General features: G+C 71.5%; 21 protein-coding genes. 10 read left to right on the top strand and 11 right to left on the bottom strand.

Features of this window, described 5'->3' with window-relative positions; translation table 11 throughout:
- Positions 1 to 41 precede the first annotated feature (41 nt).
- From menE to IG84_RS0114200, 4 genes are read left to right on the top strand one after another with little or no spacing between them, the layout of a single operon-like run.
- The gene (menE, locus tag IG84_RS0114215; protein WP_031055949.1) at positions 42 to 1,550 is read left to right on the top strand and encodes an o-succinylbenzoate--CoA ligase; all 1,509 of its coding nucleotides are present in this window, start codon (positions 42 to 44) and stop codon (positions 1,548 to 1,550) included.
- Between the two features lie 44 nt (positions 1,551 to 1,594).
- Complete coding sequence (locus IG84_RS0114210; RefSeq protein WP_031055947.1) at positions 1,595 to 2,050, top strand: MaoC family dehydratase; 456 nt, start codon at positions 1,595 to 1,597, stop codon at positions 2,048 to 2,050.
- Positions 2,047 to 3,381 (top strand): MFS transporter, encoded by a 1,335-nt coding sequence (locus IG84_RS0114205; RefSeq protein ID WP_031055945.1) that lies wholly within the window; start codon positions 2,047 to 2,049, stop codon positions 3,379 to 3,381. Before IG84_RS0114210 ends, IG84_RS0114205 begins: the two co-directional genes overlap by 4 nt.
- Positions 3,378 to 4,778 (top strand): alpha/beta hydrolase family protein, encoded by a 1,401-nt coding sequence (locus IG84_RS0114200; RefSeq protein ID WP_037800253.1) that lies wholly within the window; start codon positions 3,378 to 3,380, stop codon positions 4,776 to 4,778. Before IG84_RS0114205 ends, IG84_RS0114200 begins: the two co-directional genes overlap by 4 nt.
- A 33-nt stretch (positions 4,779 to 4,811) precedes the next feature.
- Here IG84_RS0114200 and IG84_RS0114195 read toward each other — a convergent pair whose 3' ends face one another.
- Both IG84_RS0114195 and IG84_RS0114190 read right to left on the bottom strand, forming a co-directional pair.
- The gene (locus tag IG84_RS0114195) at positions 4,812 to 5,144 is read right to left on the bottom strand and encodes a hypothetical protein (RefSeq protein WP_030254970.1); all 333 of its coding nucleotides are present in this window, start codon (positions 5,142 to 5,144) and stop codon (positions 4,812 to 4,814) included.
- Positions 5,145 to 5,227: 83 nt separating this feature from the next.
- Positions 5,228 to 5,785 (bottom strand): cysteine hydrolase family protein, encoded by a 558-nt coding sequence (locus tag IG84_RS0114190; protein ID WP_031055939.1) that lies wholly within the window; start codon positions 5,783 to 5,785, stop codon positions 5,228 to 5,230.
- A gap of 176 nt (positions 5,786 to 5,961) precedes the next feature.
- Here IG84_RS0114190 and fdh point away from each other — a divergent pair, with 176 nt between their 5' ends.
- From fdh to IG84_RS0114170, 4 genes are read left to right on the top strand one after another with little or no spacing between them, the layout of a single operon-like run.
- Positions 5,962 to 9,237, top strand: a complete 3,276-nt coding sequence (gene fdh, locus IG84_RS0114185) for a formate dehydrogenase (protein ID WP_031055936.1) — start codon at positions 5,962 to 5,964, stop codon at positions 9,235 to 9,237.
- Complete coding sequence (locus IG84_RS0114180; RefSeq protein WP_031055933.1) at positions 9,234 to 10,178, top strand: 4Fe-4S dicluster domain-containing protein; 945 nt, start codon at positions 9,234 to 9,236, stop codon at positions 10,176 to 10,178. The genes fdh and IG84_RS0114180 overlap by 4 nt, the downstream gene beginning before the upstream one ends.
- Entirely contained in the window at positions 10,175 to 11,116 is a 942-nt protein-coding gene (gene nrfD, locus IG84_RS0114175; RefSeq protein WP_169749877.1) for an NrfD/PsrC family molybdoenzyme membrane anchor subunit, read from the top strand. The genes IG84_RS0114180 and nrfD overlap by 4 nt, the downstream gene beginning before the upstream one ends.
- Positions 11,117 to 11,120: 4 nt before the next feature.
- Positions 11,121 to 12,149: a protein kinase family protein gene (locus IG84_RS0114170; protein WP_031055925.1), complete on the top strand. Its 1,029-nt coding sequence runs from the start codon at positions 11,121 to 11,123 to the stop codon at positions 12,147 to 12,149.
- 3 nt (positions 12,150 to 12,152) lie between these two features.
- On the opposite strand, the gene IG84_RS0114165 is transcribed toward IG84_RS0114170, so the two are convergent.
- A complete protein-coding gene (locus IG84_RS0114165; protein ID WP_031055920.1) occupies positions 12,153 to 13,118 on the bottom strand; it encodes an LLM class F420-dependent oxidoreductase in 966 nt (321 codons plus the stop codon).
- A gap of 145 nt (positions 13,119 to 13,263) precedes the next feature.
- Between IG84_RS0114165 and IG84_RS0114160 the strand changes: the two genes are divergently transcribed.
- Together IG84_RS0114160 and IG84_RS0114155 are read left to right on the top strand one after the other, a co-directional pair.
- On the top strand, positions 13,264 to 14,211 hold the full coding sequence (locus tag IG84_RS0114160; protein WP_051861704.1) for a cation diffusion facilitator family transporter: 948 nt from the start codon (positions 13,264 to 13,266) through the stop codon (positions 14,209 to 14,211).
- A 29-nt stretch (positions 14,212 to 14,240) separates the two neighbouring features.
- A complete protein-coding gene (locus tag IG84_RS0114155) occupies positions 14,241 to 15,347 on the top strand; it encodes a M20 family metallopeptidase (protein WP_031055914.1) in 1,107 nt (368 codons plus the stop codon).
- A gap of 10 nt (positions 15,348 to 15,357) precedes the next feature.
- Here the strand turns inward: IG84_RS0114155 and IG84_RS0114150 are convergent, their stop codons facing one another.
- The 8 genes from IG84_RS0114150 to IG84_RS0114115 are packed head-to-tail and all read right to left on the bottom strand — an operon-like array spanning position 15,358 to position 22,045.
- Positions 15,358 to 16,098: a class I SAM-dependent DNA methyltransferase gene (locus IG84_RS0114150; RefSeq protein WP_031055913.1), complete on the bottom strand. Its 741-nt coding sequence runs from the start codon at positions 16,096 to 16,098 to the stop codon at positions 15,358 to 15,360.
- A gap of 46 nt (positions 16,099 to 16,144) precedes the next feature.
- Positions 16,145 to 17,905, bottom strand: a complete 1,761-nt coding sequence (locus IG84_RS0114145) for a complex I subunit 5 family protein (protein ID WP_031055912.1) — start codon at positions 17,903 to 17,905, stop codon at positions 16,145 to 16,147.
- Positions 17,902 to 18,252, bottom strand: coding sequence for a sodium:proton antiporter (locus IG84_RS0114140; RefSeq protein WP_031055910.1), 351 nt, complete (start codon positions 18,250 to 18,252; stop codon positions 17,902 to 17,904). Before IG84_RS0114140 ends, IG84_RS0114145 begins: the two co-directional genes overlap by 4 nt.
- Complete coding sequence (locus tag IG84_RS0114135) at positions 18,249 to 19,022, bottom strand: MnhB domain-containing protein (protein ID WP_031055908.1); 774 nt, start codon at positions 19,020 to 19,022, stop codon at positions 18,249 to 18,251. Before IG84_RS0114135 ends, IG84_RS0114140 begins: the two co-directional genes overlap by 4 nt.
- A complete protein-coding gene (locus IG84_RS0114130) occupies positions 19,019 to 19,303 on the bottom strand; it encodes a Na(+)/H(+) antiporter subunit B (protein WP_031055905.1) in 285 nt (94 codons plus the stop codon). The genes IG84_RS0114135 and IG84_RS0114130 overlap by 4 nt, the downstream gene beginning before the upstream one ends.
- Complete coding sequence (locus IG84_RS0114125) at positions 19,296 to 19,754, bottom strand: MrpF/PhaF family protein (protein WP_031055903.1); 459 nt, start codon at positions 19,752 to 19,754, stop codon at positions 19,296 to 19,298. Before IG84_RS0114125 ends, IG84_RS0114130 begins: the two co-directional genes overlap by 8 nt.
- The gene (locus IG84_RS0114120) at positions 19,751 to 19,951 is read right to left on the bottom strand and encodes a hypothetical protein (RefSeq protein WP_342668431.1); all 201 of its coding nucleotides are present in this window, start codon (positions 19,949 to 19,951) and stop codon (positions 19,751 to 19,753) included. Before IG84_RS0114120 ends, IG84_RS0114125 begins: the two co-directional genes overlap by 4 nt.
- Before the next feature lie 42 nt (positions 19,952 to 19,993).
- On the bottom strand, positions 19,994 to 22,045 hold the full coding sequence (locus IG84_RS0114115; RefSeq protein WP_031055897.1) for a CocE/NonD family hydrolase: 2,052 nt from the start codon (positions 22,043 to 22,045) through the stop codon (positions 19,994 to 19,996).
- Between the last annotated feature and the right edge of the window lie 16 nt (positions 22,046 to 22,061).

Raw genomic sequence — 22,061 nt, 5'->3', positions numbered from 1 at the left:
CCCCACGGCAAGGCCCCCAAAAGGACCCAAGGAGAGCCGCTGTGCGCAACGAGGGACTGGGGTCGTGGCCCGCCCGCCGGGCCCGCAAGACCCCGCACCGCACCGCCGTCCGCCACGAAGGCACGGCGACCACCTACGCCGAACTGCACGACCGCACCACCCGGCTGGCCCGCGCGCTGCGCGCGGCCGGCGTCCGGCGCGGCGACCGGATCGCCTATCTCGGCCCCAACCACCCGGCCTTCCTGGAGACCTTCTTCGCCGCGGGCGCGCTGGGCGCGGTCTTCGTACCGCTCAACACCCGGCTGGCCGGGCCCGAGATCGCGTACCAGCTCACCGACTCGGGCGCCGTCACACTGGTGCACTCCCCCACCCACGCCGGACTCGTCGACGGGCTGCGGGACCAGGCCGGCAGCGTACGGATGTACGTCGAAGTGGGGCCGGAGTACGAGGAGTTGATCGCCGACGCCACCGCCGAACCGCTCGACGAGCCGGTCAGCGGCGACGACGTGTGCATCATCATGTACACCTCGGGCACGACGGGCCGCCCGAAGGGCGCGATGCTCACGCACGCCAATCTCACCTGGAACGCGCTCAACGTCCTGGTCGACACCGACCTGACCGCGGACGAGGTGGCACTGGTCTCCGCGCCGCTGTTCCACACCGCCGGGCTGAACATGCTCACCCTGCCGGTCCTCCTCAAGGGCGGCACCTGCGTCCTGGTGGAGTCCTTCGATGCCGAGGCCACCTTCGACCTGATCGCCGAGCACCGGATCACGTTCATGTTCGGCGTGCCCACGATGTACGAACGGATCGCGCGCAGCCCGCGCTGGCCGGCCGCCGACCTGTCCTCGCTGCGCATCCTCACCTGCGGCGGCTCCCCCGTGTCCGGGCCGCTGATCGCCGCGTACCAGGAGCGCGGGCTGACCTTCCAGCAGGGGTACGGCATGACCGAGGCAGCGCCCGGTGCGCTCTTCCTGGACGGCGAGCACGCCGTGAGCAAGGCGGGCTCGGCCGGGGTGCCGCACTTCTTCACCGACGTACGGGTGGTGCGGCCCGACCTGACGACGGCCGGCATCGGCGAGACCGGCGAGGTGCTGGTGCGCGGCCCGAACGTGATGCCCGGCTACTGGGGCCTGCCCGAGGAGAGCGCCGCCGCGTTCGCCGACGGCTGGTTCCGCACCGGTGACGCGGCCCGCGTCGACGCAGACGGCTATGTCACCGTCGTCGACCGCCTCAAGGACATGATCATCTCGGGCGGCGAGAACGTCTACCCCGCCGAGGTCGAGAACGCCCTGCTCGCCCATCCCGGCGTCGCGGAGTGCGCCGTGATCGGCGTACCGGACGAGCGGTGGGGCGAGGTGCCCCGTGCCGTCGTCGTCGCCCGGGAGGGCTGCGCCCTCGACCCGGCCGAGGTACTTACCGCGCTCGCCGGGCAGTTGGCCAAGTACAAGATTCCCAAGTCGGTGGTGGTGGCGGACGAACTGCCGCGCACCGCCTCCGGAAAGCTCCTCAAGCCCCGCGTCCGCGCGCTGTACGGCAGCGCGAGCTGACGCACCGTCACCCTCCTTCAACAACCCCCTCAGGGAGAACTCTCATGACCGTCACCGTCAACGGCCTCGACGAACTCAAGAAGCTCGCCGGCAGCGACCTCGGCACCAGCGACTGGCTGGACGTCACCCAGGACCGCATCGACACCTTCGCCGACGCCACCGGCGACCACCAGTGGATCCACACCGATCCGGAGAAGGCGGCACAGGGCCCGTTCGGCGCGCCCATCGCGCACGGGTACTTGACGCTGTCGCTCTTCATTCCCCTCTTCACCGGCCTCCTCGACGTCCAAGGCGTCACCACGAAGGTCAACTACGGCCTGGACAAGGTGCGGTTCCCCTCCCCCGTGAAGGTCGGCTCGCGCATCCGGCTCGCCGCCACGCTCGCCTCCGTGGACGAGGTGAAGGGCGGGGTGCAGATCGCCGTCGACGGCACGGTCGAGATCGAGGGCGCCGCCAAGCCTGCCTGCGTCCTGCGCAGCCTCTCCCGCTTCTACGGATGACCGCCGTGAGCGACGCCCAGGACACGCGGCAGCTCAGACGGGTCGCGCTCTCCGGCCTGCTCGGCACGGCCGTGGAGTTCTACGACTTCCTGGTCTATGGCACGGTCGCCGCGCTCGTCTTCGGCGACCTGTTCTTCCCCGCGGCCTCGCCCGCAGCCGGTACCGTCGCGGCCTTCGGGACCTTCGCGGCCGGGTATGTCGCCCGGCCGCTCGGCGGCCTCGTCTTCGGGCACTTCGGCGACCGGCTCGGCCGCAAGTCGATGATGCTGATGACGATGGTGCTGATGGGCGTCGGCAGCTTCCTCATCGGGCTGCTGCCGACGTACGACGCGATCGGCGTCTGGGCGCCGATCCTGCTGGTGCTGCTGCGAGTCGTCCAGGGCATCGCGATCGGCGGCGAGTGGGGCGGCGCGACGCTGATGGTCGCCGAGCACGCGGGCAGCCGGCCGCGCGGCCGGTGGACCAGCCTCACCCAGCTCGGCGCGCCGCTCGGCACGGTCCTGTCCACCGCCGTCGTCACTCTCGTCGGCACGCTGCCCGACGACCAGTTCCGCACCTGGGGCTGGCGGGTGCCGTTCCTGCTCAGCCTCGTCCTGCTGGGCGCCGGGCTGTACGTACGGCTGAAGGTCACCGAGAGCCCGCTGTTCCGCGCGGTCAAGGAGCAGCGGACCGCCGCCCGGCTGCCGCTCCTGGACGTACTGCGCAGGCCGCGCGCCGTGCTGCTCGCGGCGTGCGTGGGCATCGGCCCGTTCGTCGCGCAGTCGCTGCTGACCAGCTTCATGGTGTCCTACGCGGTCGGGCAGGGCTTTTCCCGCACCCAGGTCCTCACCGGCGTCACGCTCGCCTCCTGTACGGCGCTGCTGGTGCTGCCGTGTGCGGGGGCGCTGTCCGACCGGTTCGGGCGGCGGCCGGTGGTGCTGGCCGGTGCGGTGCTGTCGGCCGCCACCGCGTTCCCGGTGTTCGCGCTGGTCGACTCCGGCAGCCCCGGGCTGCTGATCCTGGCGCTCGTCCTCGGGCACGGCGTCGCCCAGTCCACGATGTACGGGCCGCTGGGGGCGCTGCTCACCGAGATGTTCGGGACGCGCGTGCGGTACACCGGGGCCTCGCTCGGCTACCAGACCGCGACGCTGCTCGGCGCCGGGTTCTCGCCGCTGATCGCCGGCAGCCTGCTCGCTTCATACGGCGGCAGCGGGCCCGTCGCGCTGCTGCTCGCGGCGGGTGCGGCCGTCACCGCGCTCACGGTGTGGCGGGTCAGGGAGACCAGCCGCGACCGGTTCGGCGCGGAACAGAACTCGGATGAACCCATTCCCACGGAAGGAGTCCGTCAATGAGAGCACGTGAACGGGCAGGGGTCGCCATGACCGTCGCCGCGCTGCTCGCCGCCGCGGTGCCGCCCGCGACCGCAGCGTCGGCCGAGCCCCGCCATCTCGAAGGCACCCTGCCCTCCGGCGCCACGTACATGATCGACACCCCGGCCCACTGGAACGGCACCCTGCTGCTGTTCAGCCACGGCTACCGGCCGGCGGGCGCCCCCAACGAGGCAGTGGACGCCTCCAACGACGCGACGAAGAAGCTGCTGCTCAGCGAGGGGTATGCGCTCGCCGGCTCCTCGTACTCCGCCACCGGGTGGGCCGTCGAGCAGGCGGTGCCCGACCAGCTCGCCACCCTCGACGTCTTCGCCGACCGAGTCGGCACGGCACGGCGCACGCTCGCCTGGGGCCAGTCCTACGGCGGCCTCGTCACCACCGCCATCGCCGAGCGGCACCCCGCCCGCATCGACGGCTCACTGTCCCTGTGCGGCCTCGTCCAGGGCGGCGTCGCCAACTGGAACTCCACCCTGGACCCGGCCTTCGCCCTGAAAACACTGCTGGCCCCCGGCTCCGGCATTCCGCTGACCGGCTTCGCGGACGCGGACGAGGCGGACCGGACCGCCGGCGAGCTCGGCTCCACCGTCACCAAGGCCCAGGACACCCCGGCCGGGCGGGCGCGGATCGCGCTGGCCGCCGCCCTGCACAACATCCCCGGCTGGAACGACCCGAAGCAGGAGCGCCCCGCGCCGCACGACTACGAGGCGCAGCAGGCCAACCAGTACCAGGCGGTCAGCACGATGCTGGACGCCGCCTTCCGGCGCCGCCAGGAGGCCGAGCAGCGGGCCGGCGGGAACATGTCCTGGAACACGGGCGTGGACTACGCGGCGATGCTGCGGAAGTCATCCGGTTTCAAGGAGGTCGAGGCGCTCTACAAGTCGGCGGGGCTCTCGCTGCGGAACGATCTCCGTACGCTCGCCGACGCGCCCCGCGTCAAGGCGGACCCGGCGGCCGTCCGCTACATGACCCGCAACATCGCCTTCACGGGGAAGCTGCGCACTCCGCAGTTGGACGTGCACACCACCGGCGACGCGCTGGTCCCGGTCCAGGTCACCTCGGCGCACGAGCGGGCCGTCACGGCCGCCGGGTCCGGGGCGCTGCTGCGCCAGGGCTTTGTCGATAATGCCGGGCACTGCACGTTCAGCCCCGCCGAGCAGCTCGCGGCGCTGCACACGGTCGGCCGCCGGGTCGAGACCGGGCGCTGGGGCGACACCTCGCCCGGCGCGCTCAACGCGGAGGCGCGGCGGTCCGACCCGACGACGGAGGCGCGTTACCTGGCTTTCCGCCCGGGACCGTATCCGCGTCCGTACGATCTCGCGCACAGCGACGATCCGGCGGAGCCGGTCCGGCCGGGGTCGTAACACCGGCAGTCAGCGGCCGCGCGACGCCTCCGGTCAGCGGCCGAGGGCCTTGGCCAGCTCGTCCTTGGTCATCGAGGAGCGGCCGTCGATGTTCTTCTGCTTGGCCTCGTTGTAGAGCTGGTCCTTCGTCGGGCCCTTGGGACCCGTGCGGTTGCCGGAGCGCTGGCCGCCCCGCTCCGGTGCGGACTTCGTGTCCTGCGTGGAGGACTTGCTCGCCGACTTCGCCTCGCCGGAGCGGGCCCGCTCCTTGTTGACCGTCCGCGCGGCGATCTCCTTCGCCCGGCCGGAGGAGGTGCCACGCTTCTCGGCGCCTTCCTTGATGTGTTCGTACTGACGCTCGCGCTTGGCGTTGGAGCCGCTGGGCATCATGCGCTCCTTCCGTACACGGAACGCGCCTCGCGTTCCGCTCGGCTTGCTTTCCGCCACCCGAGTGCCCGGCACGGCAGCCGTCAATCACGCCGCGCGGCCGCGTCCCAGTCCAGCGTCGCGACCGTACAGATGCGGGTGTTCATGTTCCGTTCCATCATGCGCAGCGCCGCTTCGGCGAGGTCGGGGTGGATGGGGGCGACGGCGTCGTCCGGGACGGTGACCTTCAGGTGCCGGATGTGTGCGTCCAGCGCGGAGTACATCACGCACTGCTCGGTGACCTGGCCGCACAGCACGACGTGGTCGATGCCGAGCTGGGACAGCAGGTAGGCCAGCGGCGTCTCGTAGAAGATCGAGTGCCGGGCCTTGACGATGAACAGCGAGGAGTCGTCGGGGCGGATGGGGTCCACCAGTTCCGCGTGCGGTCCGGCGAGCGCGGTCTGCAGGATCTCGCCGTGGTGGGAGCGCCACTCGCCGAAGTTGTCGTTGGCGTAGATCACCGGTACGCCGTCCTCGCGGGCGCGTTCGATGAGCCGGACGACGGCGGGCAGCGCCTTGCGTACCGAGGGCAGCAGCAGCTCGGCGTCCTCGTGGTCGTAGGTGTTGATCATGTCGATGACGATGAGGGCGGTAGTACTCACGCCTTTCAGGGTTGACCGGCGAGACGCGCTTCTCACCTCGGGGCCCGCGGGCCCCACCTCGGGCGCCGCTCGTCCGATTGGCGGGTGTGAGCGGCCTGTCGGCGGGCACCCGGCCGCGTCAGGGGCAACCCTGGAGGCATTCATCACGGCACCGGGCGCCGACGGCGGGAGGACCCATGGGCGTGCAGCGGCTGATCCGCGACTGGCCCGTGTACCGGCAGCTCACCGGCGGGGACCCGCTCGGCCGCGGCCGCGCCGCGATGTCCGCGTACACCGAAGAGCTGCGCCCGCGTACGGACACCGCCGACCGGGTGGTGCAGTCGGTCTGTCCGTACTGCGCGGTCGGCTGCGGCCAGCAGGTGTACGTCAAGGACGAGCGGGTCGTCCAGATCGAGGGCGACCCGGACTCCCCCGTCAGCCGGGGCCGGCTGTGCCCCAAGGGATCGGCGACGCTCCAGCTCACGACGGGCGACGCGCGCCGCCACGAGGTGCTGTACCGGCGTCCGCACGGCACCGACTGGGAGCCGCTCGACCTCAACACCGCCATGGACATGATCGCCGACCGGGTGATCGAGACCCGCCGCGAGACCTGGGAGTGGGAGGTCGACGGCGCACGCGTGGCCCGCACCCTCGGGATCGCGAGCCTCGGCGGCGCGACGCTGGACAACGAAGAGAACTACCTGATCAAGAAGTTGCTGACCGGGCTCGGCGTGGTCCAGGTGGAGAACCAGGCGCGGGTCTGCCACAGCTCCACGGTCGCCGGGCTCGGCACGTCCTTCGGGCGCGGCGGCGCGACCACCTTCATGCAGGACCTCCAGCACGCCGACTGCATCGTCATCGAGGGCTCCAACTTCGCCGAGGCGCACCCGGTCGGCTTCCAGTGGGTCATGGAGGCCAAGGCCCGCGGCGCGACGGTCATCCACGTCGACCCGCGCTTCACGCGCACCAGCGCCCTCGCCGACCTGCATGTACCGCTGCGGGCCGGCACGGACATCGCGTTCCTCGGCGGGATCATCAACCACGTACTGACCGAGGGCAAGGAGTTCCGCGACTACGTCCTGGCGTACACCAACGCCGCCACCCTGGTCGGCGAGGACTTCCGGGACACCGAGGACCTGGACGGGATCTTCTCGGGCCTGGACGAGGAGAAGCACCGCTACGACGCGGAGACCTGGCAGTACGAGGGCGCCGACGTGCAGGCGCCCTCGGGCGACGTGGAACAGCGGCATGACCAGCGGCTGCAGAAGGACCCGGAGACCGGGCGCCATCTCCACGCGGCGGGGCACGCCGAGACCCACGGCTCGGGCGGCGCCCAGGCCGAGTCCAGCGCCGAGCAGGACCCGACGCTCCAGCACCCGCGCTGCGTCTTCCAGATCCTCAAGCGGCACTACGCGCGCTATACCCCCGAGATGGTCGCGGAGATCTGCGGCGTGCCGCGGGAGACGTTCCTGCGCGTGTGCGAAGCGCTCACCGAGAATTCAGGGCCGGAACGCACCAGCGCTTTCGTGTACGCGGTGGGCTGGACGCAGCACACGGTCGGCTCGCAGTACATTCGCGCGGCGAGCGTGCTGCAATTGCTGCTGGGCAACATCGGACGGCCCGGCGGCGGAATTCAGGCGCTCCGCGGCCACGCCTCCATCCAGGGCTCCAGCGACATTCCCACGCTCTTCAATCTGCTGCCCGGATATCTGCCGATGCCGCACGCCCACGCGCACGAGGATCTCGACACGTTCGTCACGGCGAGCCGTACGGACAAGGGATTCTGGAGCAATATGCGGGCTTACCTCGTCAGCCTGCTGAAGGCTTATTACGGGGACGCCGCGCAGCCCGACAACGACTTCTGCTTCGACCACCTGCCGCGGCTGACCGGCTCGCACGGCGCGTACGACATCGTCCTCGCCCAGCTCGACGGCGCCTGCAAGGGCTACTTCCTGATGGGCGAGAACCCGGCCGTCGGCTCCGCCAACACCCGCCTGCAACGGCTCGGCATGGCCAACCTCGACTGGCTGGTGGTCCGCGACTTCTCCCTCATCGAGTCGGCGACCTGGTGGCAGGACGGCCCGGAGATCGAATCCGGCGAGCTGCGCACCGAGGACATCGGTACGGAGGTGTTCTTCCTCCCCGCCGCCTCGCACACCGAGAAGTCCGGCTCCTTCACCAACACCAACCGCTGGCTGCAGTGGCACCACGCCGCGGTCGAGCCCGAGGGCGACGCGCGCAGCGACCTGTGGTTCATGTACCACCTCGGCCGCCGCATCAAGGCGAAGCTGGCCGCCTCCACCGACCCGATGGACCGCGCGATCCAGGACCTGGCCTGGGACTATCCCGTACAGGGCGAGCTGGCCGAGCCGGTCGCCGACGCCGTGCTCGCCGAGATCAACGGCCGCGCCCCGGACGGCGCTCCCCTCTCCGCGTACACCCAGCTCAAGGACGACGGTTCGACGAGCTGCGGCTGTTGGATCTACTGCGGGGTGTACGCGGACGGCGTGAACCAGGCGGACCGGCGCAAGCCGCACACCGAACAGGACTGGGTCGCCGCGGAATGGGCCTGGGCCTGGCCCGCCAACCGCCGCATCCTCTACAACCGCGCCTCGGCCCGGCCCGACGGCACGCCGTGGAGTGACCGCAAGGCGTACATCTGGTGGGACGCCGAGGCGGGCAAGTGGACCGGGCGCGACGTGCCGGACTTTGTACCGGACAAGGAGCCGGGGTACGTGCCGCCGGACGACGCCGAGGGGCCGGATGCGCTGCGCGGCGACGACCCGTTCATCATGCAGGCCGATGGCAAGGGCTGGCTGTTCGCGCCCTCCGGGCTGCTGGACGGGCCGCTGCCCACGCACTACGAGCCGCAGGACTCGCCGTTCACCAACGCCCTGTACCCGTCCCGTTCCCGGTCGCCCGCGCGGGAGGTCCACTCCCGCCCGGGCAATCGCTACCACCCCAGCGGCGACGAGCCGGGCGCCGGCACCTATCCGTACGTGGTCACCACCTACCGGCTCACCGAGCACTTCACCGCGGGCGGCATGAGCCGCTGGTCGCCGTACCTTTCGGAGCTCCAGCCGGAGTTCTTCTGCGAGGTCTCCCCGGAACTGGCGGCGGAGCGGGGCCTTGAGCACACCGGCTGGGCCACGGTCATCACGGCCCGCAACGCGATCGAGGCGCGGGTGCTGGTGACGGAGCGGATGAAGCCGCTGACGGTACAGGGCCGCACGGTGCACCAGATCGGCCTGCCGTTCCACTGGGGCCCCAACGGCACGGTCACCGGTGACGCGGCAAACGAGCTGGTGGCCATCGCGCTGGATCCCAACGCGCACATCCAGGAGGACAAGGCGCTGACCGCCGACATCCGGCCGGGCCGCCGGCCGCGCGGCCCCGACCTGCCGCGGCTGGTCGCCGACTACCGGCGGCGCGCCGGCATCACCGAGCTCACGGGAAGCGAGCAGCCGTCATGACCGGCGTCTTCTTCGAGACCGGCAGTCTCTTCAGCGGCCCGGAACCGGACCCGGCCGGGGACGCGGGCCACCCGGACCCGCCCGAGCGCGTCGGCTTCTTCACCGACACCTCCGTCTGCATCGGCTGCAAGGCGTGCGAGGTGGCGTGCAAGGAGTGGAACGCGATCCCCGAGGACGGCCTGTCCCTCACCGGCATGTCGTACGACAACACCCAGGGCCTGGGCGCCTCGACGTGGCGGCATGTCGCCTTCATCGAACAGTCGGCACCGCGCCGGGTACCGGGTGAGCCGCCCGCACCGGACGGCCGTACGCAACTCCCGCTCGCCGAAGAGGACCCGCAACAGCCCGCCGGGGACATGCGCTGGCTGATGTCCTCCGACGTCTGCAAGCACTGCACGCACGCGGCCTGCCTGGACGTCTGCCCGACCGGCTCGCTGTTCCGCACCGAGTACGGCACGGTCGTGGTCCAGGAGGACATCTGCAACGGCTGCGGCTACTGCGTACCGGCCTGCCCGTACGGCGTGATCGAACAGCGCAAGGACGACGGCCGGGCCTTCAAGTGCACGATGTGCTACGACCGGCTCGGCGCCGGGCAGGAACCGGCCTGCGCCAAAGCGTGCCCCACCGACTCGATCCAGTTCGGCCCGCTGGACGAACTGCGCCGGCGGGCCGCGCTGCGCGTGGACCGGCTCCAGGAGGCGGGTGTGCCAGGAGCCCAGCTCTACGGACACGACCCGGAGGACGGTGTCGGCGGCGACGGCGCGTTCTTCCTGCTCCTGGACGAACCGGAGGTGTACGGGCTGCCGCCGGACCCGGTGGTCACCACGCGCGACCTCCCGGCGATGTGGAAACACGCGGGAGCGGCGGCCCTGTCCCTGGCGGCCGGCGCGGTGACGTCCTTCGTACTCCCCGCGCTCCTGCGACGGAAGGGACGGCGATGACCGGCACCCCGGCCAGGAAGAGCGAGCGGCGGCGCAAGGGCGAGCAACTGATGGTCCCCCGCGCCGAGTTCGACTCGTACTACGGACGGCCCGTCATCAAGGCACCGGCGTGGGAGCCCCGCGACATCGCCGGATACTTCTTCACGGGCGGCCTGGCCGGCGCCGGTTCCGTACTGGCCGCGGGCGCCCAGCTCACCGGCCGCCGCACGATGGCGAAGACGCTGAAGGTCTCGTCCCTGGCGGCGATCTCCCTCTCGACCGCGGCCCTCGTCCACGACCTGGGCCGGCCCGACCGCTTCCTCAACATGCTGCGGGTGTGCAAGCCGACCTCACCGATGAGTGTCGGCTCGTGGCTGCTGGCAGGGTACGGGCCGATGGCGGGCGCGGCGGCCGCGAGCGCGGTGACCGGGTGGCTGCCGCGGGCGGGCGCCGCCGCGACCGGGGCGGCCGCGCTGCTCGGCCCTGCCGTCGCGACGTACACGGCGGTACTCGCCGCGGACACGGCGGTGCCCGCCTGGCACGGCGCCCACCGCGAACTGCCGTACCTCTTCGCCGCCTCGGCGACCGCCGCCGCCTCGGGTATGGCCCTGGTGACGTCCCCGACCAGGGAGAACGCGCCCGCGCGGGGCGCCGCGCTGCTGGCCGCCGCGGCCGACAAGGCGGCCATGACCGCGGCCGAGCGGCGGCTCGGCATGGTCGCCGAGACCTACCGCTCGGGCAGGGCCGGCAAGCTGCTGCGCTGTGCTCAGGCGATCACCGTAGCGGGCGCCGCGACCGCCGGCCTGCTGGGCGGCCGCAGCCGTCCGGCGGCGGTGGCGGGCGGCCTCGCCCTCCTGACCGGCTCGGCCCTCACCCGCTTCGGCGTCTTCCACGCCGGCATCGCGTCGGCGGAAGACCCGAAGTACACGGTGGAACCGCAGCGGAGGGGGAAAGAATGAGCGCATGTGGTCGCGACTGCCGTTCGGGGACGAGTTACGGGCCGCGTTGGGTTCGCCCGCGCGCTCCCGCAAGCTGAGCAGCAGCCCACGCTCGCGCGTGTGGCGCGTCGATTTGCCGGACACAACGGCGGTGGTGAAGCAGCTCGTCGACGCTCCTGATGCCGACGACCGGTACGCCCGTGAGGTGGCAGCCCTGCGGCTCGCCGCACGGGCCGAAACCCCCGTGGTGCCCGCGCTGTTGGCCACCGATCCCGGCGAGCGGGTCCTGGTACTGGAGCATCTGGATCACCGGCGCCCGGCCGGCGACTGGATCGTCGCCTACGCCACCGCGCTGGCACGGCTGCATGCCACCGCCCGCCCGGAGGACGCCGGGGCACTCCCCCGCTGGCAGGGCCCGAACCAGGCCGATATCGCGTCCTTCCTGCGGCTGGCCGAGGCTCTGGAGGTACCGGTCCCCTCCGGTGTGCCCGGCGAACTCCACGACCTCGTGAACCGGCTCGGCCAGGCACCTGGGCATGCCCTGCTCCACGGAGATCCCTGCCCCGGCAACGATCTCCACACCGACACGGGGCTCCGGTTCATCGACTTCGAGCAGGCGTCGCTGGGCAGCGGTCTGATGGAGCTCGCCTATCTGCGCATTGGCTTTCCGACCTGCTGGTGCGTCACTTCGGCTGCCGAGCCGCTGCTGGCACGGGCCGAGCACGCATACCGCGCGGAGTGGCGCGCCCTGACCGGCGCCGAAACCCCGGACGGGCTCGCTGACGCGTGCGCCGGCTGGCTGCTCCGCGGCGACGCGCTGGTGCAGCGGGCACACCGCGACAGCACGGATCATCTGGCCCGGATTCCGCACCGGGACTGGAAGTGGGGCACCGCGACGGCCCGGCAACGGCTCGTCCACCGGCTCGGGGTCGTCGGCCGGATGACGGCCGGCCACGCCACCCTCAGCGGACTGAGCAGCCTCGGCACCGCGATGCGCCAACGCATGCTCGCCCGCTGGCCCGCACTTCAGCCGGTCCCGGCAGAGCGGCCATAGAGGTCACAACGCCCGGAGCTCGTGCAGCAGGTTCTTCTGTGCCCACTCGATGAACGGTTCCTGCTGGTCACCGCCGATCTGGACGAGGGCGACCTCCGTGAAGCCGGCGTCCGCGTATGCCTTGACCGCTTCCACGTATGTACCGACGTCGTCGCCGCACGGGAATGCCTGCGCGATGTCCTCCTTGCGTACGTACTGCGTCGCGCCGCTGAAGCCGGACGGGCCGGGAAGTTCCGCGTTGACCGGCCAGCCGCCGACCATCCAGCGGAACTGGTCGTGCGCCCGGGCGATCGCCGTGTCCCGGTCGGGATCGTAGGAGACCGGGATCTGGCCGACGCGCGGCTTCCCCGTGCCGCCGTGCTTGTCGAACGCCTTCAGCAGCTCGCTCTTCGGCTCGGTGGCGATGACCAGGTCGCCGAGCCGGCCCGCGAGCGCGCAGGAGTAGCCGCCGGAGACCGCGACGCCGATCTTCGGCGGCTCCTCGGGCAGGTCCCACAGCATGGCCTGGTCCACATCGAAATGCTCACCGTGATAGGTCACCTCGTCACCGGAGAACAACGCCCGGATGATCTCGATGGCCTCCTCCAGCTTCTCCAGGCGCACCGGCGCCGTGGGCCAGCCCTGCCCGACGACGTGCTCATTGAGGTTCTCGCCCGAACCGAGGCCGAGCCGGAACCGGCCCTGCGCGAGCAACTGCATCGTCGCCGCCTTCTGGGCGACGATCGCGGGGTGGTACCGGGTCGTCGGGCACGTCACATATGTCATCAGCGGAATGCGGGAGGTGGCCTGCGCGGCGGCCCCGAGCACGCTCCAGGCGTACGGGGCGTGGCCCTGCGAGGCCAGCCACGGGAAGTAATGGTCCGATGTGACCGAGAAATCAAAACCGGCGCGCTCGGCCATGACCACATGGTCGACCAGTTCGCGCGGACCGGCCTGTTCGGTCATCATCGTGTATCCGACGTCCACCATCGTCACTCACCTTTTCGGCTGGTTGCGGAATCCCCTGCGGGGTTTTCCGTGGTTCCCTTTCATCGAACCGGGTACACGCTCCGTTGATGTGTATTGCTGATCTCCCGGAACCTCCGCGTCCCCCGAATGGCGGCGGTGAATCACGGTGAATCGAAAGAAGTCCGACGGCCGGACCCGGGTGACGGTCGTCGTGGCGCTCGCCGCCAATCTCGTCATCGCGGTCGCAAAGGCGGTCGGCGGTCTGGTCTCCAGTTCCCCCGCGCTGCTGTCCGAGGCCGCGCACTCCGTCGCCGACAGCCTCAACGAGCTGTTCCTGCTCGCCGCGCTGCGCCGCAGCCGCCGCCCCGCCGACCGCCGCCACCCCTTCGGGTACGGCATGGAGCGGTACTTCTGGGCGCTGCTGGCCGCGGTCGGCATCTTCGTGATGGGCGGCTGCTTCTCCTTCTTCCAGGGGATCAGCGCGCTGAGCGAGGGCTCCCAGGAGTCGCCGAGCGGCTATACGGCGGGGCTGATCGTGCTCGGCGTGGCCTTTGTCGCCGAGGGGAGTTCGCTGGTCAGGGCGGTGTATCAGCTACGCGTACAGAAGGACGGCGGCGGCGATCCGGCGCTGCGCACGGTCCTCGCGGAGGACGGCGCCGCGGTGCTCGGCGTGCTGCTGGCGGCGGCCGGGATGGGGCTGCATCTGCTCACGGGCGAGGTGGCGTGGGAGGCGTCGGCATCGTTCGCGATCGGGCTGTTGCTGGTGTACGTGGCGTACCGGCTCGGCAAGGAGGCGCGCGACCATCTGATCGGTGAGTCCGTCGACCAGGACCTGCGGGACCGCATCCGGGCGCTGCTCATCTCGCAGCCCGAGGTCGACAATGTGGCGGCGCTGCTGACGATGCGGCTCGGCGAGGACTCATGGCTGGTGGCGGCCCGTATCGATCTGGCTCCGGGGCTGGACAGCGAGCGGGTGGAGCTGGTGTGCGTACGGATCAAGCGCGAGGTCGAGCACACCTGGCCGCAGGCCGACCATGTCTTCCTGGACATCACGGAGGCCCCGGCCGATGCGCCCAGCGGCTCCTCCGCGTCGACGGCGGAGGGGACCGGCTGAGTCCAGGGCGTGCCGACTACCCTTGCCGCATGGTGATGCACAAGGCCGTTCCCGTGCGTGTTGAGGCGATGCTCGAGGACCTCAGGACGCTCGTCGAAGTCGAGTCCCCGTCGCGCGATGTCGACGCCTTGACGGCATCGGCCAAGGCGGTCGCCGCGGTCATCGAGAGCCGCCTCGGCGGGCAGGCGATCCTCGTCGAGAGCGAGGCCGGGCCGCATGTCCACTGGTCGGGCGGCGGCGATCCCCGCGTGCTGATCCTCGGCCACCATGACACGGTGTTTCCGCTGGGCACCCTTGCCCGCCGCCCGTTCAGGGTGGAGGACGGGCAGGCGACCGGTCCCGGGGTCTTCGACATGCTCGGCGGTCTGGTGCAGGCCATTCACGGCGTGGCGGCGCTCGACGACCGGTCGGGCGTGGAGATCCTGGTGACCGCCGACGAGGAGGTCGGCTCCCGCTCCTCCCGCGCGCTCCTCGAAGAACGCGCCCTTGCCTGTGGCGCTGTGCTCGTCCTCGAAGGCGCCGCCGAGGGCGGCGCCCTGAAGACCGGCCGCAAGGGCTGCGGGACGTTCCAGGTGTCGATCGCGGGCCGGGCCTCGCACGCGGGCCTGGAGCCCGCGGCCGGGATCAACGCCCTGGTCGAAGCGGCGCACCAGGTACTGGACATCGCGGCGCTCGGCCGGCCCGAGATCGGCACGACCGTCACCCCGACCGTCGCGTCCGCCGGCACCCTGGACAACGTCGTTCCGGCGGAGGCCACCGTCATCGTCGACGTCCGGGTCGAGTCGGCCGGCGAGAAGGAGCGCATCGAGTCCGCGTTCGCGGCACTGGCTCCGCATCTCGAAGGCGCTCGGATCACGGTTCAGGGAGCCGTCGGCCGTCCCCCGATGCCCGATTCGGCGTCGGCCGAACTCTTCGCGCTGGCAAGGCAGTTGCTGCCCGGCATTGACGGCATGGCGGTCGGCGGTGGCAGCGACGGCAACTTCACGGCCGCGCTGGGGGTGCCGACACTCGACGGCCTCGGAGCGGTCGGCGGCGGCGCACACGCCGACCACGAGTACCTGGTGATCGACGCCATGACCGAGCGGGCGAACCTCGTCGCGGGCCTGGTGAAGTCGATGACGAGGTGTGGGCGGTGATCGAGCGACCTCAGGTCGGCTTGCGCCACACGGAGATGTGCTTCGCGGAGTCCTGGGTGAACGGTGTCCCGTCCCAGTCCGCGACGCGGCGTTCCAGCTCGAGCCCGGCGATCCGTGCCATCAGGTCGAGCTCCGCCGGCCAGGCGTACCGGTGCCGGGAGCTGCCGCGGCGGTAGCGGCCGTCGCCGCCGTCGCGGGTGAAGTGGTGCGAGACGAGAATCTGCTCGACCAGGTCGAAGGTGTCGAAGCCGAGATGCTGCTCGGAGACGTCGAACGGCACCGCGACCTGGCCGGGCGGCAGGAACCGCAGCGGCGGCACGCCCAGCTCGATGACAAACCGGCCGCCGGGCCCCAGATGACGTGCGGCGTTGCGGAAGCACTCGACCTGCTCGTCCTGCGTGAGCAGGTTCGTGATGGTGTTGTAGACGAGATAGACCAGGGTGAACTCGCCGGGGACGACGGTCGTGGCCATGTCCCCGATGGCTACCGGGAGCGTGTCCTCGTCGATCTTGTTCCGCAGGACCGCTGCCATGTGCTCGGACAGTTCGACGCCCACCACCGGCACGCCGCGTTCCCGGAGCGGGACGCCCACTCGTCCGGTTCCGATGGCGAACTCCAGTGCCCGGCCGTCTCCGGCGAGCTCTGCGAGGAAGGCGAGAGTCGGTCCGAGGACGGCGGCCGAGGACATCTCGGTCTCCTCGGCGTCGTAGCGGTCGGCGGTCGCACGGGTCCACAGCTCACTGCTCGTCACGGGCGGCCACTTTGCCGGGTGCGGAGGGGCGCTGTCGACGGATTTATCAGAGCACCCCCGACAGGGCCAGCGCCCCCAGCAGCGCCGTCCCCGCGACGGTCCAGGCGACGTAATCGCCGATGTGGCCGGAGTGGAGGAGGCGCAGGGGGTCGACCCAGTGGCGGCTGCGGGTGTGCTGGGGGCGGCGGACGGCGAGGAACGCGAGGGCGGCGGCGACGGCCGCGGAGAGTACGCCGAGCAGCATTCCGGCGGCCGGCCAGTGCGGCGGTACGGGAATCACGGACACGCCGGCCGCCGCCTCGTCCGTCGCGCTCCCCACGGCGGCACGGACGGCCGGTACCACTCCCACCAGCAGTGCCCCGGCGAGCAGTGCGCCCGGGACGGCCAGCATGGTGTCGGGGACCCGGGTCAACTGCTGTTCGGTCTCCGGTTGTTCGCGTTCGCCGCTGGTCTCGCACTCCGCGTCGTCCGCCGGGGCCGGGCCGAAGCCGCCGAAGACGCGGGCGGCGACGCGCAGTACCGCTCCCCCGGTGACCGCGGAGACCAGGACGAACACGACGGTGAGCCAGGGCCCGGCGGCCTCTTCCGTGACGGCCTTGCCCAGACCCGTACCGAACGGGGGCAGCCCCGCGAGCGCCAGTCCGCCCGCGACGAAGTAGAGGGCGGTCAGGCGTAGTTCGGGGGCCCGGCCGTGCAGTTCGTACTCGTCGATGGAGCCGTAGCGGTCCAGCAGGATGCCCGCGCACGCGAAGAGCGCCGCCTTCACACCCGCGTGCCCGAGGACGTACAGCGCGATGCCGCTCGTCGCCTCGGGCTTCAGCAGTCCGAGGCCGATGAGGAAGAGGCCGGTGTGGGCGACCGTGGAGTAGGCCAGCAGTCGTTTGACGTGGCGTTGGTACCAGCACATGACCGCGCCGACGGCGGCGGAGAGCACGCCGAAGGTGAGGAGCGTGCGAGTGACGGCCTCGGGCGGGATGCCGCCGGGGCCGGCGAAGATCGTCCAGTACACGCGTGCCGTGCCGTACACACCGAGTTCGACCATGACACCCGAGAGCAGCATGCAGACCGGGGTCGGGGCGACGGCGTGCGCGTCGGGGAGCCAGAAGTGGAAGGGGACGGCGGCGGCCTTGACGAGCAGCCCGGTGAGGAGGAGGACGAAGGCGGCGAGAACGAGTGCGTCGGGGGCGCCGCGGGCGTCGAGCCCGGCGCCGATGTGCCGCATGGCGAGTTCGCCGGTGCGGGAGTAGAGCAGGCCGATGCCCAGCAGCATGGCGTAAGCGCCGAGGGAGTTGACGACGCCGAAGGTGAGGCCGCCCTGGACGGCCTTGGCGGCTTCCACGCGGTATCCGGTCAGCGCGTAGGCGACCACGCCCATGAGTTCGAAGAAGACGAAGGCGTTGAAGAGGTCGCCGGTGAGGACGAAGCCGCACATGCCGGCCTGGAAGAGGAGTACCAGGGCCGGGAAGGAGCCGGCGTGTTTGTGCGGCGGTTCGTCGAAGTAGCGCCAGGAGTAGACAAGGACGGCGAGAACGAGGAGGGAGACGAGCGCCGCCATGCCGAGGGCGAGGTGGTCGGCGTGCAGGACGATGCCGACGCTGTGTCCGTGGCGCGGGGTCCAGCCGCCGACCCATTCGATCACCGGGGAGGGGACGGCGAGCAGGAGGTAGAGGATGAGGGCCGCGGTGGCGGCGGCGACGGCGCCGCCCACGGCCTCCGCGACGACACGCGGTACGAAGCGGCCTGCGGCGACGAGGAGGGCGGCGCCCAGCAGCGGTCCCGCGACGGCCAGCGGCAGCAGGTGGTTCATCCGCGCAGCTCCGACAGTTCGTCCGGGTCGAGGGTGTGGTGCCGTTTGGCGACCTGTATGACCAGGGCGAGGAGGAGGGCGGTGACGGTGGCGCCGACGACGACGTCGGTGAGGGCGAGGGCCTGGACGACGGGGTCGACGACGGCGCGCGCGCCGGGGGTGAAGTCGGCGAAGACCGGGGAGGTGCCGCCCTTGCGGTAGCCGACGGCGAGCAGCAGGACATAGGTGGCTGCCTGGCAGACGGCCAGGCAGCCGACGGCGTGGATGAGGTTGCGGCTGGTGGCGAGGCCGTAGCAGCCGACGAGGAAGACCCACGCGGCGACCAGGTAGGGCAGTACGTCCATCATGTCCGTTCCCCTTCCCCTTCGTTTTCTCCTTCGTTTGCCCCTTCTCCCTCGATCTCGACGGCCTGGTCCAGGAAGCGGGCGAGGAGCACGACGACCGCGCAGGCGACCTCCATCCCGATGGCGGCGTTGAGCAGCGGGACGGTGCCGCCGGAGGAGAGGGTGTTGAACGTGCCGTGCGGCAGGATCGTGTTGGCGAGGTAGGAGGACCCGGCCAGCAGTCCGGCGACGCCGATGACGAGGTACGCGGCTTCGCCGGCCGCGTCGCCGACTTCGAAGAGGCCGAGGGGGCGGATGCGTTCCAGTGCGCGGTAGTCCACGGCGATGTAGAGCAGGTGCAGCGCAGTGGCCGCGACCACGCCGCCCTGGAAGCCGCCGCCGGGGGTGAGCTGGCCGTGGGCGACGATGTAGAGCCCGGCGACGAGCGTGACGGGCAGCAGGACGAGGGCGTAACGGCGTACGGGCGCGGCGACGTCGGCCGGCGCCGGCTCGACATGGCGTTCGTCGCGGGCCTGGCGTAGTAGGACGACGGTGCCGAGGACGGCGGCGAAGAGGATGGTCTCCTCGCCGAGGGTGTCGAAGGCGCGCTGGTCGAAGTTGACGGCGGCGACCGTGTTGGCGGTCTGCCGGGCCAGCGCCTCGTGGACGGCGCGGTCGCCGTAGGGGTGGAAGCCGGTGCCGAAGGCGGGGAGCCGGAAGGCGGCGGCGACCAGCAGCGCCGCCGTGCCGGCGAGCCCGAGCAGGAGCACCCACATCCGCAGCCGTCGGTTCATGTGCCGCCCTCCTCCGCTTCCTTTTCCGCGCGTACTTGGTCGAGGGAGCGGCGGCGGGCCTTGCGTACGGACAGCAGGATCAGCAGCGGGGTCAGCGCCGAGCCGACGGCGAGCTGGGAGAGGGCCACGTCGGGGGCCTGCAGCACGGTGAAGAGCAGGGTGAGGGTGAGGCCGAGGACGGAGAGGACCAGGGCCTGGCGGGCCGGGTCGCGGACCGCGACGGCGGCGGTGGCGGTGGCGGCGACCAGCAGCAGCGCGACGGCGATCAGTACGTCAGCCATGGTCGTCCGCCTCCTTCGGGCGGGCGCCGGCCAGCGCCTTGGAGGAGATCAGATTGCCGCCGACCAGGATCGCGCCGATGAGCAGGAGTTTGACCAGGGACCGGCCGGGGCCCTCGGCGACGCACAGCGGCAGCACGACGGCCGCCGAGGCGATCACCGCGAAGGCTTTGGTGAGCGGCCCCTGCTGCGGGTCGTCGCCCATCTCGGGCCCGAGGAGCCGGGCGTACACGAGGGTGCCGACCGGGCCGAGGAGGGCGACGACCAGGGCCACGTCGGTGTACGGCGGGCGGGCGTAGCCACGGGCGAGCAGCAGCAGGACGAGGCAGACCAGCAGCGTGCCGGTGTTCTGGGCGGCGACGCGGCGGCGGAGCGGTCCGGTGGCCACGCACCACAGGACCGGGCCGAGGCCGGCCACCATCAGGACGGCGGCGGCCACCAGCCAGGCGTTCACCGGTCGGTCACCGCCCGGCGTGCGGCCGCGGCGGCGGCCGCGCCGACCAGCGAGACCAAGCCGCCCACGAGAATCTCCAGGGCGTCGACCGTGCTGATCAGGAACAGCCAGAGGGCGAAGAGCGCGGCCCACCACACGGCCACCTCGACCACGCTGCTCACCCGGCCCCACGCCATGCCGCCATCAGAACACCGCATGTCCGCCCCTTTCCCGACGACGCGCTGGACGGGTACCCCGGGTCACAGGGAGTCGCGCGGCAGGGTCTCGTTCCAGGTGCGGGAGAAGACCCGGCGGTCGCTTTCGTAGCCGTCGAGGGTGGCGTCGATGCAGAAGCAGTCCTCGCTGGACCACAGGGTGGTGTGGGTGACGACGTGCACGTCCCAGTCGCCGCGCCGGAAGCGCATGGTCCAGGTCGATTCGCCGCGTACGGAGGTGAAGTCGTCGGCGACGGAGGTGTACCGCTCGTACGCGCGGCGGCCGACGTCGATCCCGGGCTGTTCGTACCGCACCAGCCCGGCGTCCTTCACGATCTCCAGCGCGTTGTTGTAGTTGACCAGGTCGCGTTTGACGTCCCAGCGCTGTTCCTTGGGCAGCAACTGGGTGGCGGGGACCGGCTCGGTGCCCTCGGGTTCGCCGAAGGCGGGGTCGGGCACGTCGTCGGGTACGTCGTTGGGCCGGACCGGGAGGGTGAGGGTGCTCGTCCCCTCGTAGACGCTCAGCCGGACCGGGCGGGGCGGCGGCCAGGCCAGCGGCCAGTAGGAGGTGGAGAGCGAGAGGCGGACGCGGTGGCCGGCCGGGAACGACTGCGCGGTGCAGTTGAGCTGGACGGTGGCGCGGTAGCGGCGGCCCGGTTCGAGGGGCTGCGGTTCGCCGGTCCCGTCCCGACGGGTGAGGTTGAGCAGGCCGTACGTCACGCGGGTGGCGCCGCCGTCGGGGGCGACGTCGGAGAGCCGGGCGGCGACCATCGCGACGGGCTCGGAGGCGGAGACCTCCAGTTCGACGGTGGCGGTGCCCATGAGCTCAAGACGTTCGGTGAGCGGCGGGCTGTCGAAGACGAGCGAGCCGCCGTCCTCCTCGCGCTGGTCGTACGGCAGGTCGGGCGGCGCGTTGTAGGAGGCCCATTTGCCGGCGAACTGGCCGACGGACAGCGGGGATTCGACGGTCAGCGCGTCGCCTCTCACCGTCTCGTCGTCGGTCTCCGCCGCGTCCTCCGTACGTGCCGGGCCGATGCGGTGCCGGCTGAGGGGGTGGACGCTCGGCTTGATGCGCGGCGAGGGCCAGACGGGTTCGCCGACCCAGCGGCCTGGCCGCTGCTCGTAGGAGGTGGAGGGCGGCATGCTGTCCTGCATCCAGGTGCGGAGCATGGGGCCGTCCATCGCGCCGTTGTCGGCGCCCTTGAGCCAGTGGTCCCACCAGCGCACGACTTCCTGGAGGTAGCCGATGGCGGGGCCGGGCTCGCCCAGGTGCGGGAACTTGTGCGACCAGGGGCCGATGAGTCCCTTGCGCGGCACGTCGAGGTTGCTCAGCAGCCGGCACACGGCGTTGGAGTAGCCGTCCGCCCAGCCGCTGGAGGCGAGGACGGGCACCTGGACGGCGTCGTAGTCCTCGCAGACCGAGGCGTGCCGCCAGTAGTCGTCGCGGCGCTGGTGGCGCAGCCACTCCAGGGCCCAGGGGCGGCTGGCCTCCATCCGCTCGTGCCACATGTCGCGCCAGCGGTCGCCGACCACTTCAGGGTCGGGCGGGCAGGTGGCGTAGGCGAACATGGTGCCGGCCTCGGCGAGGTTGTCCGAGAGCAGCGTGCCGCCCATGTAGTGCATGTCGTCGGAGTACCGGTCGTCGGTGAAGGACGCGATGACGATGGCACGCAGGCTCGCCGGCCGGCGGGCGGCGACCTGGAGGGAAGCGAAGGCGCCCCAGGAGATGCCCATCATGCCGGTGTTCCCGTCGCACCAGGGCTGGGCGGCGAGCCAGGCCAGTACCTCTTCGGCGTCGGCCTGTTCCTGTTCCAGGTACTCGTCCAGCAGGACGCCCTCGGAGTCGCCGGTGCCGCGCAGGTCGACGCGGACGCAGGCGTAGCCGTGTCCGGCGATATAGGGGTGGTGGATCGAGTCGCGGACGGAGGTGAGGTCCCGTTTGCGGTACGGGATGTACTCCAGGATCGCCGGTACCGGCTCTCCGTCGGAGGTGACGGGGCGCCAGATGTGCGCGGAGAGCCGGGTGCCGTCGGGCATGGGGATCGCGACGTGGTCCTCTTCCTTCGTCGCGTAGGGCAGGTCGCTCACGTACTGCATGCGGCTGCCGTGCTCC

Source organism: Streptomyces ochraceiscleroticus (assembly GCF_000720485.1).
Classification (GTDB): Bacteria; Actinomycetota; Actinomycetes; order Streptomycetales; family Streptomycetaceae; genus Streptomyces; species Streptomyces ochraceiscleroticus.
The sequence above is the reverse complement of the archived record's forward strand: the minus strand, read 5'-3'. Positions and strand labels throughout refer to the sequence as shown.

What these genes read in the sequence shown, in the direction of transcription:
- IG84_RS0114165 (WP_031055920.1), bottom strand. Translation starts at nt 13,118, where the DNA reads ATGGTGGACGTCGGATACACGATGATGACCGAACAGGCCGGTCCGCGC.
- IG84_RS0114135 (WP_031055908.1), bottom strand. Translation starts at nt 19,022, where the DNA reads ATGAACCGACGGCTGCGGATGTGGGTGCTCCTGCTCGGGCTCGCCGGC.
- IG84_RS0114130 (WP_031055905.1), bottom strand. Translation starts at nt 19,303, where the DNA reads ATGGCTGACGTACTGATCGCCGTCGCGCTGCTGCTGGTCGCCGCCACC.
- IG84_RS0114115 (WP_031055897.1), bottom strand. Translation starts at nt 22,045, where the DNA reads ATGCAGTACGTGAGCGACCTGCCCTACGCGACGAAGGAAGAGGACCAC.
- IG84_RS0114120 (WP_342668431.1), bottom strand. Translation starts at nt 19,951, where the DNA reads ATGCGGTGTTCTGATGGCGGCATGGCGTGGGGCCGGGTGAGCAGCGTG.
- IG84_RS0114205 (WP_031055945.1), top strand. Translation starts at nt 2,047, where the DNA reads ATGACCGCCGTGAGCGACGCCCAGGACACGCGGCAGCTCAGACGGGTC.
- nrfD (WP_169749877.1), top strand. Translation starts at nt 10,175, where the DNA reads ATGACCGGCACCCCGGCCAGGAAGAGCGAGCGGCGGCGCAAGGGCGAG.
- IG84_RS0114145 (WP_031055912.1), bottom strand. Translation starts at nt 17,905, where the DNA reads ATGAACCACCTGCTGCCGCTGGCCGTCGCGGGACCGCTGCTGGGCGCC.
- IG84_RS0114155 (WP_031055914.1), top strand. Translation starts at nt 14,241, where the DNA reads ATGGTGATGCACAAGGCCGTTCCCGTGCGTGTTGAGGCGATGCTCGAG.
- IG84_RS0114140 (WP_031055910.1), bottom strand. Translation starts at nt 18,252, where the DNA reads ATGATGGACGTACTGCCCTACCTGGTCGCCGCGTGGGTCTTCCTCGTC.
- IG84_RS0114170 (WP_031055925.1), top strand. Translation starts at nt 11,121, where the DNA reads ATGTGGTCGCGACTGCCGTTCGGGGACGAGTTACGGGCCGCGTTGGGT.
- IG84_RS0114210 (WP_031055947.1), top strand. Translation starts at nt 1,595, where the DNA reads ATGACCGTCACCGTCAACGGCCTCGACGAACTCAAGAAGCTCGCCGGC.
- IG84_RS0114180 (WP_031055933.1), top strand. Translation starts at nt 9,234, where the DNA reads ATGACCGGCGTCTTCTTCGAGACCGGCAGTCTCTTCAGCGGCCCGGAA.
- IG84_RS0114200 (WP_037800253.1), top strand. Translation starts at nt 3,378, where the DNA reads ATGAGAGCACGTGAACGGGCAGGGGTCGCCATGACCGTCGCCGCGCTG.
- IG84_RS0114195 (WP_030254970.1), bottom strand. Translation starts at nt 5,144, where the DNA reads ATGCCCAGCGGCTCCAACGCCAAGCGCGAGCGTCAGTACGAACACATC.
- fdh (WP_031055936.1), top strand. Translation starts at nt 5,962, where the DNA reads ATGGGCGTGCAGCGGCTGATCCGCGACTGGCCCGTGTACCGGCAGCTC.